This window comes from Oerskovia enterophila (assembly GCF_044748475.1).
In the GTDB taxonomy this organism is placed as follows: domain Bacteria; phylum Actinomycetota; class Actinomycetes; order Actinomycetales; family Cellulomonadaceae; genus Oerskovia; species Oerskovia enterophila.
The window spans coordinates 345,780-361,221 of the sequence record NZ_JBIVFZ010000002.1; the positions used below are offsets into that span (position 1 = coordinate 345,780).

13 protein-coding genes are annotated in these 15,442 nt (G+C 72.5%); 8 read left to right on the plus strand and 5 right to left on the minus strand.

Annotated elements, in window-relative coordinates:
* The first annotated feature begins 23 nt into the window (after positions 1 to 23).
* Positions 24 to 722, plus strand: coding sequence for a hypothetical protein (locus tag ACIPWA_RS06160; RefSeq protein WP_400288830.1), 699 nt, complete (start codon positions 24 to 26; stop codon positions 720 to 722).
* Positions 723 to 827: 105 nt separating this feature from the next.
* Here the strand turns inward: ACIPWA_RS06160 and ACIPWA_RS06165 are convergent, their stop codons facing one another.
* The 3 genes from ACIPWA_RS06165 to ACIPWA_RS06175 are packed head-to-tail and all read right to left on the minus strand — an operon-like array spanning position 828 to position 3,662.
* Positions 828 to 2,234 carry a cystathionine beta-synthase gene (locus ACIPWA_RS06165; RefSeq protein ID WP_068707379.1) on the minus strand — a complete coding sequence of 469 codons (1,407 nt, stop codon included), beginning with the start codon at positions 2,232 to 2,234 and terminating at the stop codon, positions 828 to 830.
* A 7-nt stretch (positions 2,235 to 2,241) separates the two neighbouring features.
* Complete coding sequence (locus ACIPWA_RS06170) at positions 2,242 to 2,733, minus strand: hypothetical protein (protein ID WP_157257357.1); 492 nt, start codon at positions 2,731 to 2,733, stop codon at positions 2,242 to 2,244.
* Between the two features lie 59 nt (positions 2,734 to 2,792).
* Positions 2,793 to 3,662 carry a Bax inhibitor-1/YccA family protein gene (locus ACIPWA_RS06175; RefSeq protein ID WP_400288831.1) on the minus strand — a complete coding sequence of 290 codons (870 nt, stop codon included), beginning with the start codon at positions 3,660 to 3,662 and terminating at the stop codon, positions 2,793 to 2,795.
* Between the two features lie 286 nt (positions 3,663 to 3,948).
* Here ACIPWA_RS06175 and ACIPWA_RS06180 point away from each other — a divergent pair, with 286 nt between their 5' ends.
* The 5 genes from ACIPWA_RS06180 (at position 3,949) to ACIPWA_RS06200 (ending at position 9,444) form a co-directional block, all read left to right on the plus strand.
* Positions 3,949 to 4,923 carry an ABC transporter ATP-binding protein gene (locus tag ACIPWA_RS06180; RefSeq protein ID WP_056645797.1) on the plus strand — a complete coding sequence of 325 codons (975 nt, stop codon included), beginning with the start codon at positions 3,949 to 3,951 and terminating at the stop codon, positions 4,921 to 4,923.
* Positions 4,920 to 5,804 (plus strand): ABC transporter permease subunit, encoded by an 885-nt coding sequence (locus tag ACIPWA_RS06185; RefSeq protein WP_056645794.1) that lies wholly within the window; start codon positions 4,920 to 4,922, stop codon positions 5,802 to 5,804. Before ACIPWA_RS06180 ends, ACIPWA_RS06185 begins: the two co-directional genes overlap by 4 nt.
* Positions 5,805 to 5,869: 65 nt before the next feature.
* On the plus strand, positions 5,870 to 7,312 hold the full coding sequence (locus tag ACIPWA_RS06190) for a sensor histidine kinase (protein WP_068624384.1): 1,443 nt from the start codon (positions 5,870 to 5,872) through the stop codon (positions 7,310 to 7,312).
* 104 nt (positions 7,313 to 7,416) lie between these two features.
* Complete coding sequence (locus ACIPWA_RS06195; RefSeq protein ID WP_197486996.1) at positions 7,417 to 8,061, plus strand: response regulator; 645 nt, start codon at positions 7,417 to 7,419, stop codon at positions 8,059 to 8,061.
* 105 nt (positions 8,062 to 8,166) lie between these two features.
* A complete protein-coding gene (locus ACIPWA_RS06200) occupies positions 8,167 to 9,444 on the plus strand; it encodes an alpha/beta hydrolase family protein (RefSeq protein ID WP_400288834.1) in 1,278 nt (425 codons plus the stop codon).
* Between the two features lie 93 nt (positions 9,445 to 9,537).
* On the opposite strand, the gene ACIPWA_RS06205 is transcribed toward ACIPWA_RS06200, so the two are convergent.
* Positions 9,538 to 12,741: an efflux RND transporter permease subunit gene (locus tag ACIPWA_RS06205; RefSeq protein ID WP_400288836.1), complete on the minus strand. Its 3,204-nt coding sequence runs from the start codon at positions 12,739 to 12,741 to the stop codon at positions 9,538 to 9,540.
* A 166-nt stretch (positions 12,742 to 12,907) separates the two neighbouring features.
* On the opposite strand from ACIPWA_RS06205, the gene ACIPWA_RS06210 reads away from it, so the two are divergent.
* The gene (locus ACIPWA_RS06210; protein WP_056645783.1) at positions 12,908 to 13,408 is read left to right on the plus strand and encodes a MarR family winged helix-turn-helix transcriptional regulator; all 501 of its coding nucleotides are present in this window, start codon (positions 12,908 to 12,910) and stop codon (positions 13,406 to 13,408) included.
* Between the two features lie 76 nt (positions 13,409 to 13,484).
* Here ACIPWA_RS06210 and ACIPWA_RS06215 read toward each other — a convergent pair whose 3' ends face one another.
* Entirely contained in the window at positions 13,485 to 14,720 is a 1,236-nt protein-coding gene (locus tag ACIPWA_RS06215) for an MFS transporter (protein WP_056645780.1), read from the minus strand.
* Positions 14,721 to 14,817: 97 nt separating this feature from the next.
* Between ACIPWA_RS06215 and ACIPWA_RS06220 the strand changes: the two genes are divergently transcribed.
* Positions 14,818 to 15,372 (plus strand): MarR family winged helix-turn-helix transcriptional regulator, encoded by a 555-nt coding sequence (locus tag ACIPWA_RS06220; protein WP_082848738.1) that lies wholly within the window; start codon positions 14,818 to 14,820, stop codon positions 15,370 to 15,372.
* The last annotated feature ends 70 nt before the right edge of the window (positions 15,373 to 15,442 follow it).

Sequence of the window (15,442 nt, forward strand, 5' to 3'; positions counted from 1 at the left end):
CCACCCACCGAAGGAGAGCCGCCATGAACGCACCGTCGATCGACCGGACCCGCCCCGACCTGGGCCTCGTCCGCCCCCGCACTGGAGCGATCCTGCTCGTGGTCACGGGCGTTCTCTTCCTCGCGTTCCCGCTCGTACGCCCGTGGGTCCCCGAGGACGTCGCCGCGCCGGAGCTCGCCGCCGCGTTCGCCTCGAGGCGTTGGATCGCTGCGCACCTGTGCGGTGCGGCGGGCTTCGTGCTGCTCCCCGCCACGTTCCTTGCGCTGCGCGAACGGCTCGCCGGGACGCGGGGCCAGGCTCCGGCGTCGGGCGCGGTGGTGACGAGCTGGCTGGGAGCGGGGCTGGTCCTGCCCTACTTCGGGGCGGAGATCTTCGGGATCCATGCGATCGCGCAGGATGCCCTCTCGACCGGCAGCCTCGACTTCCTGACGACGATCGAGGCCGTCCGGATGCAGCCCGTCGCGGTGACGATGTTCGGCGCGGGTCTGCTGACGATCGGCGCGAGCGGGGTGCTCGTGGCCGTGGCCGCGTGGCGCGGCGGGCTCGTGCCCCGCTGGGTGGGCGTCCCGCTCGCAGCGGGGCTCGCGCTCTACCTGCCGCAGTTCTTCACGCCTCCGGCAGGACGGATCGCGCACGGGGTGCTGCTGGCCGTTGGTTGCTGGCTCGTGGCGTGGACCCTCACCTCGAACGCCGAGGGTGACCTGGATCGGCCCCGAGGGTGACGCCCGTTCGCCGAGGGTGACCGCCACCGACGCCGAGGGTGACATCCGATGTCACCCTCGGCGGGCGGTTCCGTCACCCTCGGCGGGCCGGCGGACCAGCGGCCGTCAGTGCGCCAGGAAACCCAGCAGGTCGTGGCGCGTGAGCACCCCGACCGGGTCGCCGTCGTCGATCACGAGCAGCGCGTCGGCGTCGTGCAGCGCCGAGCGGATCGCCGCGACGCCCTCGCCCGCCCCGATGAGCGGGAACCGCGCCTCCATGTGCTTGTCCACCCGGTCGGCGAGCGACGCCTTGCCCGAGAACACCGCGTCCAGCAGGGCCCGCTCGCTCACGGCCCCCGCCACCTCGCCGATCTTGACGGGCGGCTCGGCCCCGACGACGGGCATCTGCGAGACGCCGTACTCGCGCAGGATCTCGATCGCGTCGCGCACGGTCTCGCCCGGGTGGGTGTGGACCAGGTCCGGCAGCTGCCCGCTCTTGGAGCGCAGCATGTCGCCCGCGGTCACGCCCTCCTCGGCGTCGAGGAACCCGTAGGACCGCATCCAGGAGTCGTTGAAGATCTTGGACAGGTAGCCGCGCCCGCCGTCGGGCAGGATCACGACGACCACGGCGCGTGCCGCGGCCTCGGGGTCCTCGTCCTCGAGCCGACGGGCCAGCCGCAGCGCCGCGACCACGGCCATGCCGCACGAGCCGCCCACGAGCAGGCCCTCCTCGCGCGCGAGCCGGCGCGTCATCTCGAACGAGTCGGCGTCGCTCACGGCGATGATCTCGTCGGGCACGGTCGGGTCGTACGCGGCGGGCCAGAAGTCCTCGCCCACGCCCTCGACCAGGTAGGGACGACCGTCGCCGCCCGAGTAGACGGACCCGGCGGGGTCGGCCCCGACGACGTGCACCCGGCCACCGGCCTCGGCCTCCCGCGGGGCCGACACGTCCTTGAGGTACCGACCGGTCCCCGTGATGGTCCCGCCCGTCCCGACGCCCGCCACGAGGTGCGTGACGCGGCCGTCGGTGTCGGCCCAGATCTCCGGGCCCGTGCTCTCGTAGTGGGACGCGGGGCCGTTGGGGTTGGCGTACTGGTTGGGCTTCCAGGCCCCGGGGATCTCGGCGACGAGCCTGTCCGAGACCGAGTAGTAGGAGTCGGGGTGGTCGGGAGCCACGGCCGTGGGGGTCACGACGACGCGCGCCCCGTAGGCGGCCAGCACGTCACGCTTGTCCTGGCTCACCTTGTCGGGGCAGACGAACACGCAGTCGTACCCCTTGCGCTGCGCCACGAGCGCGAGCCCGACCCCGGTGTTCCCCGAGGTCGGCTCGACGATCGTGCCGCCGGGAGCGAGCTCGCCGGAGGCCTCGGCCGCCTCGATCATCTTGAGCGCGATGCGGTCCTTCACTGAGCCGCCGGGATTGAGGTACTCGACCTTGGCGAGGATCGTCGCAGAGAGGCCGTCGGTCACCGATCCGAGCCGGACCAGGGGTGTCCCGCCGACGAGGTCGGAGATGTGGTGTGCGAACTTCATGCACCGATCATGCGCTGCCGAGGGCCATCCCGCCCAGCACGGCACACAGGGCGACAGCGACCCCGAGGACCACGACGAGCAGGGGACGGTCCGCAGCGTCACGTGCGAAGTACCGCCCGACGGCGCCGCTCAGCCCTCCCGCCACGGCCAGGTACAGCACCGAGGCCAGGGCGACGCCGCTCGTCGCGGTGCCCGGGTTCCCGGTCGCGGCGCTCAGCAGCGAGCCGAGCACCATGAAGCTCCAGATCCCCACCCCGACGAAACCGAGCACGAAGAAGAGCGTGGTCGCCTTGCGGTCGTCCCACTCGCGCGAGATGCGGTGCCCGAGCCAGGCGACGACCGCACCGGCCGTGAGCATCACGAGCAGGATGACGACCGCGGCGACCGTGATCCACGCGACGGCGTTGGGGAGGCTGCGACCCACGAGGAGCCCGTAGGGAACCTGGAGGGCGAGCAGCGTGAAGGCAGCCAGCACGAGGCCGGCGGCAAAGACCGGCACCCGCGTCGGAACGGGTTCCGAAGCGGGTGCCGGGGACTTCTTCCGGGCGTCGGCCAAGGTCAGTCGCTGCTCTGCAGGATCGCGAACAGGCGCAGGAACTCGAGGTACAGCCAGATGAGCGTGACCATGAGGCCGAACGCGGCCGACCAGGCGAACTTGGCGGGGACGCCGCCCTCGACGCCGCGCTTGATCGAGTCGAAGTCGACGATGAGCGAGGCCGCCGCGAGGCCGACCGCGACGAGACCGACGATGATGCCGAGCGTGCCGCCACGTGCGCCCCAGCCGTCGAGGACGCCCGTCATGATGAGGACCATGTTGATGAGCGAGAAGGCCAGGTAGCCGACCATCGCGATGAGCAGCCAGCGCGTGAACTTGGGCGTGACGCGCACCTTGCCGGACTTGAAGAGGAAGAGCGCGGCGGTGAACGTCACGACGGTCGCGAGGACCGCCTGGAGCACGACGCCGTCGAACTGCGCGTTGTAGTACGCGCTGATCCCACCGAGGAACGCGCCCTGCGCGATCGTGTACGCCACGATGAGCGCGGGGCTCGGGCTCTTCTTGAACGCGTTGACCAGACCCAGGACCAGGCCGACGATCGCGCCGCCGATCCACAGGAACGGCATGGTGTCGACGAGCTGCCAGCTCGCGGCGCCCACGACGACGAGCAGAGCGAGCAGCCCACCGGTCTTGATGATGACGTCGTCGTACGTCAGGCGCTTGGTGTCCGCGGTCGTCGCGGTCGGCGCGTTGTACATGGCGTCGAGCGACGCGGCGTCGGCCGCCTGGGCGCCGTAGCTGCCGTACTGGGCCTGCTGCGGCGGCGTGCCGTACGCGGGGTTCTGCTGGACGGTGCCCGCAGCCCCCTGGTTGGTGCGCGCGCGCTTGGGCTCGCCGAAGATGGCGCTGTTGTTGAAGACGGGGTTGCTCATGCTTCCTCCTGGTCGCGGCGTCCAGTGCCCTCTGGCGAGGCGGGTGTCGCTGGCCGTGTTTCCATCCTATGCAACGAGCGGGTTCGCGCCGGTGTTCCCGGGGGCTTCGTCCGACTTTTCCACCCGCTCGGGGCGCAGGATCGCTCCCCTGGTCGACGACGTCATCCTTGCGGCGTATGCGACCCGGTCGTGAAGATCGACCGTGCGGGGGCATCCCTGCGGACGTCCCGGTCCCTAGGCTGGAGGACGTACGAGCCACCACACGCAACCCACCCGAGGGGCGAGCATGATCGAAGCACGAGGCCTGACCAAGCGGTACGGGCCCAAGACAGCTGTCGACGGGATCTCCTTCACCGTCCAGCCCGGCCAGGTCACGGGCTTCCTGGGCCCGAACGGCGCCGGCAAGTCGACCACGATGCGCATGATCATGGGACTCGACCGCCCGACGGCCGGTTCCGTGACCGTCAACGGTCAGCCCTACGCCGCGCACCGTTCGCCCCTGACCGAGGTCGGGGCCCTCCTCGACGCGAAGGCCGTGCACACGGGCCGCAGCGCCTACAACCACCTCCTCGCGATGGCGGCCACGCACAACATCCCGAAGACCCGCGTGCAGGAGGTCATCGAGATGACCGGCCTGCAGTCGGTCGCGAAGAAGCGCGTCGGCGGCTTCTCGCTCGGCATGGGCCAGCGCCTGGGCATCGCGTCAGCGCTGCTGGGCGACCCCAAGACGCTCATCCTCGACGAGCCGGTCAACGGCCTCGACCCCGAGGGCGTCCTGTGGGTCCGCAACCTGGCCCGCTACCTCGCGTCCGAGGGGCGGACGGTCTTCCTGTCCAGCCACCTCATGAGCGAGGTCGCGCTGACCGCGGACCACATCATCGTGATCGGCAAGGGGCGCATCATCGCGAACGCGCCCGTCAAGGACATCGTCGACGGCGGCGCCCAGCACACGGTCCGCGTCCGCACCCCGCAGGCCACGCAGCTCGCCGAGCTGCTGACCCGCGACGGCGCGACGGTGACGTCGGACGAGCCCAGCCTGCTCCAGATCACGGGCGTCGAGGCGCCCGGCATCGGTGAGCTCGCCGCGGCGTCCGGCATCGTCCTGCACGAGCTCACGCCCGTGACCTCGACCCTCGAGGAGGCGTACATGCTCCTCACGGCCGACTCGGTCGAGTACCAGACCGAGTCCGCGACCCAGCACGTGGGCCACGGCGTCGACTCTCCGGCCGACGCCCCGATCTCCGAAGGAGCCAAGCGATGACCGCCGCCACCGTCTCCGCAGCACGCCCGACGGCGCAGCGCGCCTCGTCCGCCCGCCTCACCTTCGGCGGTGTCCTCAAGTCCGAGTGGATCAAGCTCTGGACCCTGCGCTCGACCGTGTGGACGCTCGCGATCACGGTCGTGGTCATGGTCGGGATCGCACTGATGTTCGCCGCGATCATCAACATCCCCGACGTCGAGACGAGCGGGGCCGACGGCGCGTCGATGTCCGACTTCTTCCCCTCGGCGACGATCGTGACGATCGGCTACTCGGTCGGACAGCTCGCCATCGCGGTGCTCGGAGTGCTCGCGATCACCGGCGAGTACTCCACGGGCATGATCCGCTCGACGTTCTCCGCCGTCCCGCGCCGCCTGCCGGCGTTCTTCGCCAAGCTGGCCGTGCTCTTCGTGACGAGCTTCGTCGTCACGCTCCTCGGCGTCGGCCTCTCGGCTCTCGTCACGGCCCCGCTGCTGTCGAACCAGGGCATGGCCCTGGACCTCGGGTCGAGCGACAACGTGCGCATCCTCGTCGGCGCGGCGCTCTACGTGGCGACCATCTCGGCTCTCTCGCTCGGCATCGGCGCGCTGCTCCGGAGCACGGCCGGAGCGATCTTCACGGTCGTCGGCCTGCTCATGGTGGTCCCGCAGATCCTGTCGATCGTCGCGATGGCCACGGGCAACAAGGTCGTGGAGAACATCTACAAGTTCCTCCCCGGGGTAGCCGGTGAGCGACTGCTCGCCACGGGCGGGTCGATCGACCCCATGACCGGAGCCTCCGCCTCGGGCGCGCTCGAACCGTGGGTCGGCTACGGCGTCCTCGTCGGCTGGACCGTCCTGGTCCTGGTCGTCGCCGCGGTGCTGCTCAAGCGTCGGGACGCCTGACCATCTCCCGCGCCGCGCACAGCCCGGCGCCGGACCACGAGACCCGTGGTCCGGCGTCGGGCGCCGTGCGTCCCGGGGCGCCCGGCGTCCCCGGTGCCGGCAAGGCACCCAAGCCCTCCACCCGGCCGCGCTCGGGCAGCATCGCGGTCTTCACCGAGCTCGACGCGCGCAAGCTCGGGCCGGTCCGCCGGTACTTCGTGCGTCACCCGGTCGTCATGGACTGGTTCGTCGCGGCCTGGTTCACCGTCCCCGGCCTGCTGACGACCCTGCTGCCGCCCGAGCACGCACGCTACGGCGTCGCCGCCGCGACGCTCGCGGGCGGCGCGGTGCTGCTGTGGCGCCGCCGCAACCCGCTCCTGACCGCCGCGGTCATCGGGGTCCTCGCGGTCCTCACGATCGCCCTCAGCGGCGACTCTGCGGGCTTCGAGCTCGCGGTCGCGTTCGCGATCTACGCGGTCGCGACGACGTACCGCCCCGCCGTGGCGTGGAGCGTGCTGGGCGCGCTGGTCCTGACCGTGTGTGCCGCGGAGATGATCTGGTACGACTTCGCGGTGAGCGAGTCCGGGGCCATCGTGCGCGCCGAGGTGGGCAGCGGCGAGGTCACGGGAGCCCGGGTCGCGGCCGTCGCGATCACGCTCACGTTCGCGCTGCTGGGCATCGCGATCGGGTCGAGCGTGCGCGGGCGGCGTCAGCACGTCGCGGACCTCGTGGGGCGCGCCAACGCGATCGCACGCGACCGCGACCAGCAGGCCCAGCTCGCGGCCGCGGCCGAGCGCGCGAGGATCTCGCGCGAGATGCACGACGTCGTCGCGCACAGCCTGACCGTCATGGTCGCGCTCGCCGACGGCGCCAAGGCCCTGGGCGCCAAGGACCCCGAGCTCGCGGGCCAGGCGCTCGACGAGCTGACCGAGACGGGCCGGGCCGCGCTCGCCGACATGCGCCGGGTCCTGGGGGTCCTGCGCGACCCCGACGGCTCGGTCGCCCCGCTCTCCCCGACCGCCGACGTCCCGACCATGGAGGACATCGCAGAACGCTTCCGGCACGCGGGCCTGCCCGTGCGGCTCGTGCGGGTCGGCGTCCAGCCGGACCCCGACCCGGGCCTGCGCCAGGCCGCGCACCGGATCGTGCAGGAGTCGCTGACCAACGTGCTGCGCTACGCGCCCCTGACGCCCATGGTCGTGGTGGAGATCGCCCGGCGTGACGCGGGCGCACCCGACGGTGGAGACTGGCTCGAGATCACGGTCACCAACAAGGCGGGCCGCGCACCGGGCGGGACGGCCCGGGACGGCGCGGACGCCCGCCCGCTGCCCGCGGGCATCGCGGGCGACCAACCCATCGGCACAGGAAGAGGGATCATCGGGATGCGCGAACGTGCGGCCGTCTACGGGGGGACGGTCACGGCCGGTCCCACGGGCTCGGGCTGGGAGGTCGTGGCGAGGCTGCGCCTCGACCGCACGGGGAGCGACCAGGCGTCCCGGCCCGACGGCGGCACGGGGGTCGCGCTGTGAGCCTCCCGCCCGCGGAGCGTCCGGGTGGTGCCGAGGGCGCCGTGCCGCACGACGCCGCGCACCCGGTCCGGGTCCTGCTCGTCGACGACCAGTCGCTGCTGCGCATGGGCTTCCGCATGATCCTGGCCGCCGAGGACGACATCGAGGTGGTCGGCGAGGCGAGCGACGGCGAGACCGCGTTCGCCCAGGCCACGGCCCTGCGCCCCGACGTGATCCTCATGGACGTACGCATGCCCGGTGTCAACGGGATCGACGCGACCGAGCGGATCGTCGCCGAGCTCCCCGCGAGCCGGGTCATCATCCTCACGACGTTCGACCTCGACGAGTACGCGTTCGCGGCGCTGCGCGTGGGTGCGAGCGGGTTCCTCCTCAAGGACGCCCGGCCCGCCGAGCTGGTCGGCGCGATCCGCAACGTCGCGAGCGGCGACGCCGCCGTCTCGCCGCGGGTCACGCGCCGGATGCTCGAGATGTTCGCGGGCTACCTGCCCGAGGACGCGCACGCCCAGGGGGCTGCCGGCCCGGGGCACGGTGTCGACGACCCGCGCCTCCGGGAGCTGACCGCACGCGAGCTCGAGGTCTTCGCCGCGCTGGGCGAGGGACTGTCGAACGCCGAGATCGCGGCGCGCTTCGTGGTCTCCGAGGCCACGGTCAAGACCCACGTCGGGCGGGTGCTGGGCAAGCTCGGTCTGCGCGACCGCGTCCAGGCCGTGGTCCTGGCGTACGAGACGGGCGTGGCGCGCCCGAGCTGAGCGACGCCGTCGGGCCGGGTGGTGGGCCGGTGGGATCGGGAGGATCGTCGGAAGGGGCCCGACGCCCGTCGGCTCCGTCCCTGCACGTCGCGGAAGAGGATCGCCATGCCAGCCCACCACGACCCGTTCGACGCCGGGTTCTCCGGCGACCACGACCGCGACTACGAGATCCGGACCGTCCTCGGCGGCGCCTCGAGCGGGGCCGCCGACGTGGGCGAGGTGCTCGCTGCCGTCGCGCACGTGCGCGACAAGGACCACAGGGGATGGTTCGACGCGTGGCACGATCTCGGCGACCGGGTCGCCGGGATCGCCACGGACGCGGCGGCCGCCGGGCACGACGCGAGCGCCGCCGCCGCGTTCCTGCGGGCGTCGGCGTACTACGCGGTCGCGGTCGACGCGGTGGCCGCGCTCGAGGACGACAGCCTGCTCCTGCCCACGTTCCGCAAGCATCGCGACGCGTGGGACCGGTGGGTCGGGACGAGCGGGCTCGTCGTCGAGCGCATCGACGTCCCGTACGAGGGCACGACGCTGCCCGGGTACTTCTTCAGCGCGTCCGACGCCGCGTCCACCGCAGCGATCGCCGCCGACCCGGGGCGGGTCCCCCCGCGCTCGCTGCTCGTCGCGGTCAACGGGTCCGACGGCTCGCTGACCTCGATGTGGACGGCGTGCGTGGCGGGCGCGCTGCGCCGCGGGTACCACGCCTTCGTGTTCGACGGACCGGGTCAGCAGTCGATGCTGTTCGAGCACCAGGTGCCGTTCCGCCACGACTTCGAGGCGGTCCTGACCCCCGTGCTCGACGCGCTCGTGGACCGCCACGACGTCGATGCCGCACGGATCGCGGTCTACGGGTCGAGCCAGGGGGGCTACTGGGTGCCGCGCGCGCTGGCGTTCGAGCACCGTCCTGCCGCGGCCGTCGTCGATCCCGGGGTCGTCGAGGTCGCGGCCTCCTGGACCCGGACGATGCCGAAGACGCTCCTCAAGCTCCTCGACGAGGGCAAGGACCACGCGTTCGACCGGGACATGGACATGGGCCTGCGCCTGTCGAAATCCACTGCGGCCACCTGGCGGTTCCGCTCCCGCCCCTACGGGGTCGAGGGGTACGCCGCCACTCTCCGCGAGGTCCAGAAGTACGACCTGCGGGACGTCGCCGCACGCATCACCACTCCCCTGCTCGTCACGGCCCCCGAGGGCGAGCAGTTCTGGCCGGGCCAGTCCGACGAGCTCGTGCGGCTCGCGCCCGACGTCGCGACGCTCGTGCGGTTCACCGCGGCCGAGGGGGCGAACCTGCACTGTCAGCCCCTCGCACGCGCCCTGACCGAGCAGCGGGTCTTCGACTGGCTCGACGAGGCGCTCGCGCCCGTGCTCGTGACCGCCGACGACTGAGGACACGCCGAGGCCCGCCCGTCCTTCCGGACGGGCGGGCCTGGGAGTGCTGGGCCCGCGCGCGGCGGGCCCGCGGGCAGTTGCCCCGGGGGGTCAGACCGCGGGCTCGGCCTCCGGCTTCGCCGTGCTCCTGTCGACGAGCTCCGCGGCCTCGGCCTCACGCTTCGCGGCGCGCCGGGCGGCGCGCTTCTCGCCCGCACGCTCGGCGATCGTGTAGAGCACGGGCACCACGACGAGCGTGAGCAGCGTCGACGTCAGGAGCCCGCCGATCACGACGAGCGCGAGCGGCTGCGAGATGAACGAGCCGCCGCCCGTGATGCCGATCGCCATGGGCGTGAGCGCGAAGATCGTCGCCGCGGCCGTCATGACGATGGGGCGCAGGCGCTGGCGCGAGCCCTCGAGCACGGCCTCGTCCAGCCCGCGGCCCTGCTCGCGGTACTGGTTGATGAGGTCGATGAGGACGATCGCGTTCGAGACCACGATCCCCACCAGCATGAGCATGCCGATGAGCGCGGGCACCCCGAGCGGAGTGCCCGTGGCGAGCAGCAGGAGCAGCGCACCGGTCGCGGCGAAGGGGATCGACACGAGCAGGATGAACGGCTGCAGCAGGCTGCGGAAGGTCGCGACCATGACGAGGTAGACGATCGCGATCGCGACCAGCAGCGCGAGGCCCAGGTCGGCGAACGCGTCGGCCTGCTGGGTCGCGACGCCGCCGAGCTCGACGGTCGCCCCGCCCGGCAGGTCGAGGTCCTCGATCGCGGCCGTGAGGGCCGTGGTCAGCGTGCCGAGGTCCTGGCCGGCGGGCGTGACCGCGATGGTCGCGCTGCGCTCGCCGTTGACCCGGGAGATCGACGTGGGCACGTCGACCTCGTCGATGCTCGCGATCTGGGTGAGCGGGACGACGCCCGCGGCCGTGGGCACCACGAGCGCCTCGAGCTCGTCGACCGTGGCAGGAGCCTGCCCGACGGCGACGCGCACCTGCACGGGCCCGTCACCCAGGTTCACGCTCCCCACGGGGGCCGGGGACATGAGGCTCGCGACGGTCCCGGCGACCTGCGTCTCGGTGAGCCCGACGGCGGCCGCGGCGTCGCGGTCGACGGTCACCTGGATCGTGGACTGGGCGCTCGCGAGGTTGTTGGTGACCTCGGAGGCCCCCTCGGTGTCCTCGGCGACCTGCTGGACCTGGTCCGCCGCGGCGGCCAGCGTCTCGGTGTCGGGGGCGCGCACCACGAGGTCGACGGTCGAGCTGCCGAACGCGGCGTCCGCACCCGCGACCGTGATGCCCTCGGAGTCCTCGCCGCCCAGGTCCGCGACCGCGTCGCGGACCTCCTGCTGCGCCTCGACGCCGTCGGCGTCGGCCGCGAGGGTCAGGGAGAACGTGGCCTGCGGCGACCCGCCGCCGCCGAAGAACGCGGCCTCGGGGCCGCCCGCGGTGCCGACCGTCGTCTGGACGGTGTCGACCGAGTCGAGGTCCATGAGCGCCTGCTCGACCTCGCGGGCCGCGGCGTCCTGGGTCTCGAGCGACGTGCCCGGGGCGAAGGACTCGGTGACCGTGAGGGTGTCCTGGCCGGAGTCGCCCAGGAAGTTGGTCTCGAGGCGCGGCACGAGCGCGACCGTGCCCGCGAGGACCGCGACCGCGACGGTCAGCGTGATGGCGGGGTGGCGCAGTGCGGCGTTGAGCGTCGGCAGGTAGCCGCGCTGCCACAGCCCGCGGCGCTCCTTGAGCTCGGCCGCCTCGCGCGCCTGCTCGGCGACGATGCGGGCCTGCTCGGGGTCGGCCGGCACCGCGGGGGCCTTGATGAACCAGTAGGCCAGGACGGGGACGATCGTCAGGGCGACGAGCAGCGACGCGGTCATGGCGATCGCGACCGTCATGGCGAACGGACGGAACAGCTCGCCGACCATGCCGCCGACCAGCGCGATGGGCAGGAAGACCGCGACGGTGCAGACCGTCGATGCGGTGATGGCGCCGCCGACCTCCTTGACCGCGGTGAGGATCGCGGTGGTCTTCTTCTCGCCGTAGGACAGGTGTCTCTTGATGTTCTCGATCACGACGATCGAGTCGTCGACCACGCGCCCGATCGCGACCGTCATGGCCCCGAGGGTCAGGATGTTCAGGGTGTACCCGGTCGCGTTCATGACGATGAACGTGACGAACAGGGACAGCGGGATCGAGACGGCCGAGACCAGGGTCGAGCGCAGGGACGCGAGGAACAGCAGGATCACGACGACCGCGAACACGAGGCCGAGCAGGCCCTCGGTCGCGAGGCCCTCGATGGACTCCTCGATGAACGGGGCCTGGTCGAACACGACCTCGACGCGCACGTCGCTCGCCTCGAGGGCACCGTCCATGTCGTCGATCGCGGTCTGGATCGCGTGCGAGACCTCGACCGTGTTGCCGGCCGGGGTCTTGGTGATCGCCACGGCGAGCGCGGGCTCGCCGTCGAGGCGCGAGTAGGAGGTCGCGGGCTGGGGGCCCACGGTCACGGTCGCGACGTCGCCCAGGGTCACGGGAGCGCTCGGGCCGGCGGGCGTCGTCGGGCCTGCTGCCGAGGGAGAGACGACCAGGGGCAGGTTGACCAGGTCGTCGGCGCTCGTGATGGCCGAGCCGACCTGGACGGACAGGGTGCGGTCGCCCGCGGCGACCGTCCCGGCCGGGACGACCACGCCGTTGTCCTGGAGGATCGTGGTGACCTGGGCCGGGCTCAGGCCCGCTGCGGCGAGGGCCGCGACGTCGAGGTCGATCGTGACCTGCTGGTCGGCGACGCCGCTGACCGCGACGCTGCGCACGTCCGCGACCTCTTCGAGGGCGGGGACCACGACACCGTTGACCGTCTCCGCGAGCGCGGCCTCGTCGGCCCCGCCCGAGACGGCGAGCTGGATCACGGGGAGGTCGTCGACCGAGCCGGTCACGACGGTCGGGTCCACGTCGGCGGGCAGCTGGCTGCTCACGCGCGTGACCGCGGTCTGGAGCTGCTGGGCCGCGAGGTCCATGTCGGTGCCGTACGTGAACTGCACGGTCGTCACGGACATGCCGGTCGAGGAGCTCGACGTGACGTCCTCGACGCCGTCGACACCCCGCGCAGCGGTCTCGAGGGGAGTCGTGACCTGCTGCTCGACGATCGCGGGGGCGGACCCGGGGTACACGGCGACGACGGCGGCGGTGGGGATCTGCAAGCTCGGGATGAGCTCCTGCTTGAGCGATCCCATGCTGACGACGCCGAACACGGCTATCGCGATCGTGGCGAGCGCGACGACGGCGCGGTTCGCCAGCGACGTTCGGGCGAGACGGAACACGGGGCCTCCAGGGCACGGTGGATTGTCACGACGTCGTCGTCGCGGGGTCGTTAGCCTAACGCTAAGCAATTCCGAGAAGTTCCCGCGTCCCAGCAGCCGGGAAACCGCAGGTCACGAGGTCTCGCAGGGCCAGGACGCGCGTGGTGCCTCCGCTAGAGTCTGCCGCGTGACCCCGTCCCCCGACCCCCACCGCGCCCGGCTCGAGCACGAGCTCGTCGAGGCGCAGAGCACCCTGCAGGAGCTCGTGCTCGCACGGCGTCTCGAGCCGCTCATGCGCACGCACCTGACCGCCCAGCAGATGCGCGCGCTGGGGATCCTGCTCATCGACGGCGAGCGCAGCACGACCCACCTCGGCGAGGTCCTGGGCGTGAGCCCGGCGACGATCTCCGGGATCGTCGACCGGCTCGAGGCCGCCGGCATGGCGTCCCGGCGCCCCGACCCCGAGGACGGACGCGTCCGCCTCGTCGCCGCGACCGAGCGCGGGGCCGAGGCCGTGCGCAGCATCGTCGCCAACGACGGGCCCGCCGGGCCCGAGACCCTCGCACGGCTCACGATCGCCGAGCTCGAAGGTCTCCAGGCCGGGCTCGCCGGGCTGCTGCGCGTCGTGCGCGAGGACGGCGCGCACGAGCACGAGGCCCCCGGCTCGTCCGGCCCGGGCGAGGCGTAGGCGAGGGGCGAGCGGCGCCGTCGGGCATCGCGGACGGGAGGTTCCGCCCGGCCCGACGGCGCCGCCCACCACCCGCTCAGATCTCGCCGAGCGCTTCCTCGGGCGTCCCCTCGACGGCCCGGGCCCGGCGGTTCCAGCGCGACCACAGGACCGACTCCCCCAGCTCGCCCGCCATCTGGTGAGCCGTCGCGAGGAACGCGACGACCCCGACGAGGAGCACGCCCGCGCCGACCCAGTACGGGACCGTGAGGCCGACCGGGTGGAGCAGGCCCGCGATCACGGGCGCCGGGGCGGCGAAGCCCCACCGGACCAGGTTGAAGGCGCCCGTGGTCACACGGCGGTCTGGGCTGCCGAGCGCGAGCGAGAGGTCGGTCAGGTTCGCGTTGGCGATGCCCATGAACACGCCCGCGACCACCAGGACGACGACCGACCAGGCCGTGCCGAGGTCGAGCGCGAGGGCCACGGTGGCCAGGAGCACGCCACCGACCGCGATCCCCATGGTCTGGACCGCGCCGACCGCGTGCGCGAGCCGATGGCCGACGACCAGGATGCCGAACGCGAGCCCGATGCCCCACGCCGTGAAGACGAGGCCGAGCGGGATGACGTCGAGCCCCAGGAACACGGGCGTGTAGCCCAGGATGATGAAGAACACGAAGTTGTAGGCCGCGGTCACGATGCACAGCGCCCGGAAGCCGGGCTTGCGGAAGAGCGCGAAGACCTGCCCCACGTGGAGAGGCGCGGGCTTCTCGGCCGGGTCCTTGAGGCGCGTGATCGACAGCGCGAGCGCGACGATCATGAACAGGCCGCACGCGAGGAACGGGATGCGCCAGCTGAACTGGCCCAGCAGCCCGCCGATGAGCGGGCCCACCGCGAAGCCCAGGCCCACGCACGTCTCGAACAGGCCCACGACCCACTCGCGGTCGTTGGCCAAGGAGACGAGCAGGACCATCGCGGTCGCGAAGAACATCGCGTTGCCCAGGCCCCACAGCCCGCGCAGCGCGGCGAGCTGGCCGATGCTCTGCGAGAGGGCGGCGAGGATCGCCGCGACCGCGACCAGGCTCACGCCCGCGCCGAGGACCTTCTTGTAGCCGAACCTGCCCGTCGCCAGGACGGCCGGGATCATGCCGATCGCCATGACGGCGATGTACGCGGTGAAGAGCAGCTCGATCTGCCAGGTGGTCGCGCCGATCTCCTGGCCGATGATCGGCAGGATCGGGTCGACCACGGCGATACCGGCGATCGCGAAGAAGGCCGTGAGGGCGGTCGCGTAGATCGCGGTCTTGTTGGGCTCGTTCCTGGTGGTTCTGGACACACGTCCCCCGGGGTCTGGTGGGTGCTGGTGCGCGGGCCGCTGGGGCTCCGCCGGGATTTACCTGCATCATGCAGATAACTACCTGTAGAATACACCCATGACAGTTGCTCGGGGTAACAGTTCTGCGGATCGCCTCGCCGACGGCAGCACCGGGGCGCCCGATCCGGCCGCGCGCGAGGTGCTCTCGACCATCGAGCTCGAGCTCGCCCAGCTCCTGCGGCGCGCCGAACGGACCACGGCCGCGGGACGGGCCAAGTCGGTCCGGGCCGGGGGGCCGCCGAGTGGCACCCTCGACAGGTCGGCCTACCTCCTGCTCCACGACCTCCTCGTCGACGGGGCCCAGAACGTCAACACCCTTGCCGACCACCTGGGCCTCGACGCCTCGACCGTGACCCGGCAGGTCGTCGCGATGGAGAGGGCCGGCCTCGCCCGCCGCACGCGCGACCCTGCGGACGGGCGCGCCGTCCTGGTCGAGGCCACGCCGCAGGGCGTCGACGAGCTGGCCCGGCACCGCGAGATGCGCACCGAGCTCTACGCCGAGGTCCTGGCCGACTGGTCACGCCTGGACAGGGCACTGCTGGGCGAGCTGCTCGAACGGCTCAACGACGACCTGGACGCCTACAAGCGCGGCGGACGCAGGGCCACGGACTGAGGCCCCCCGCCCGCTTGGCGTGGCGCAACGCTCCGTACCCCGCAGACCACCGCGCCACGCCACCACCACC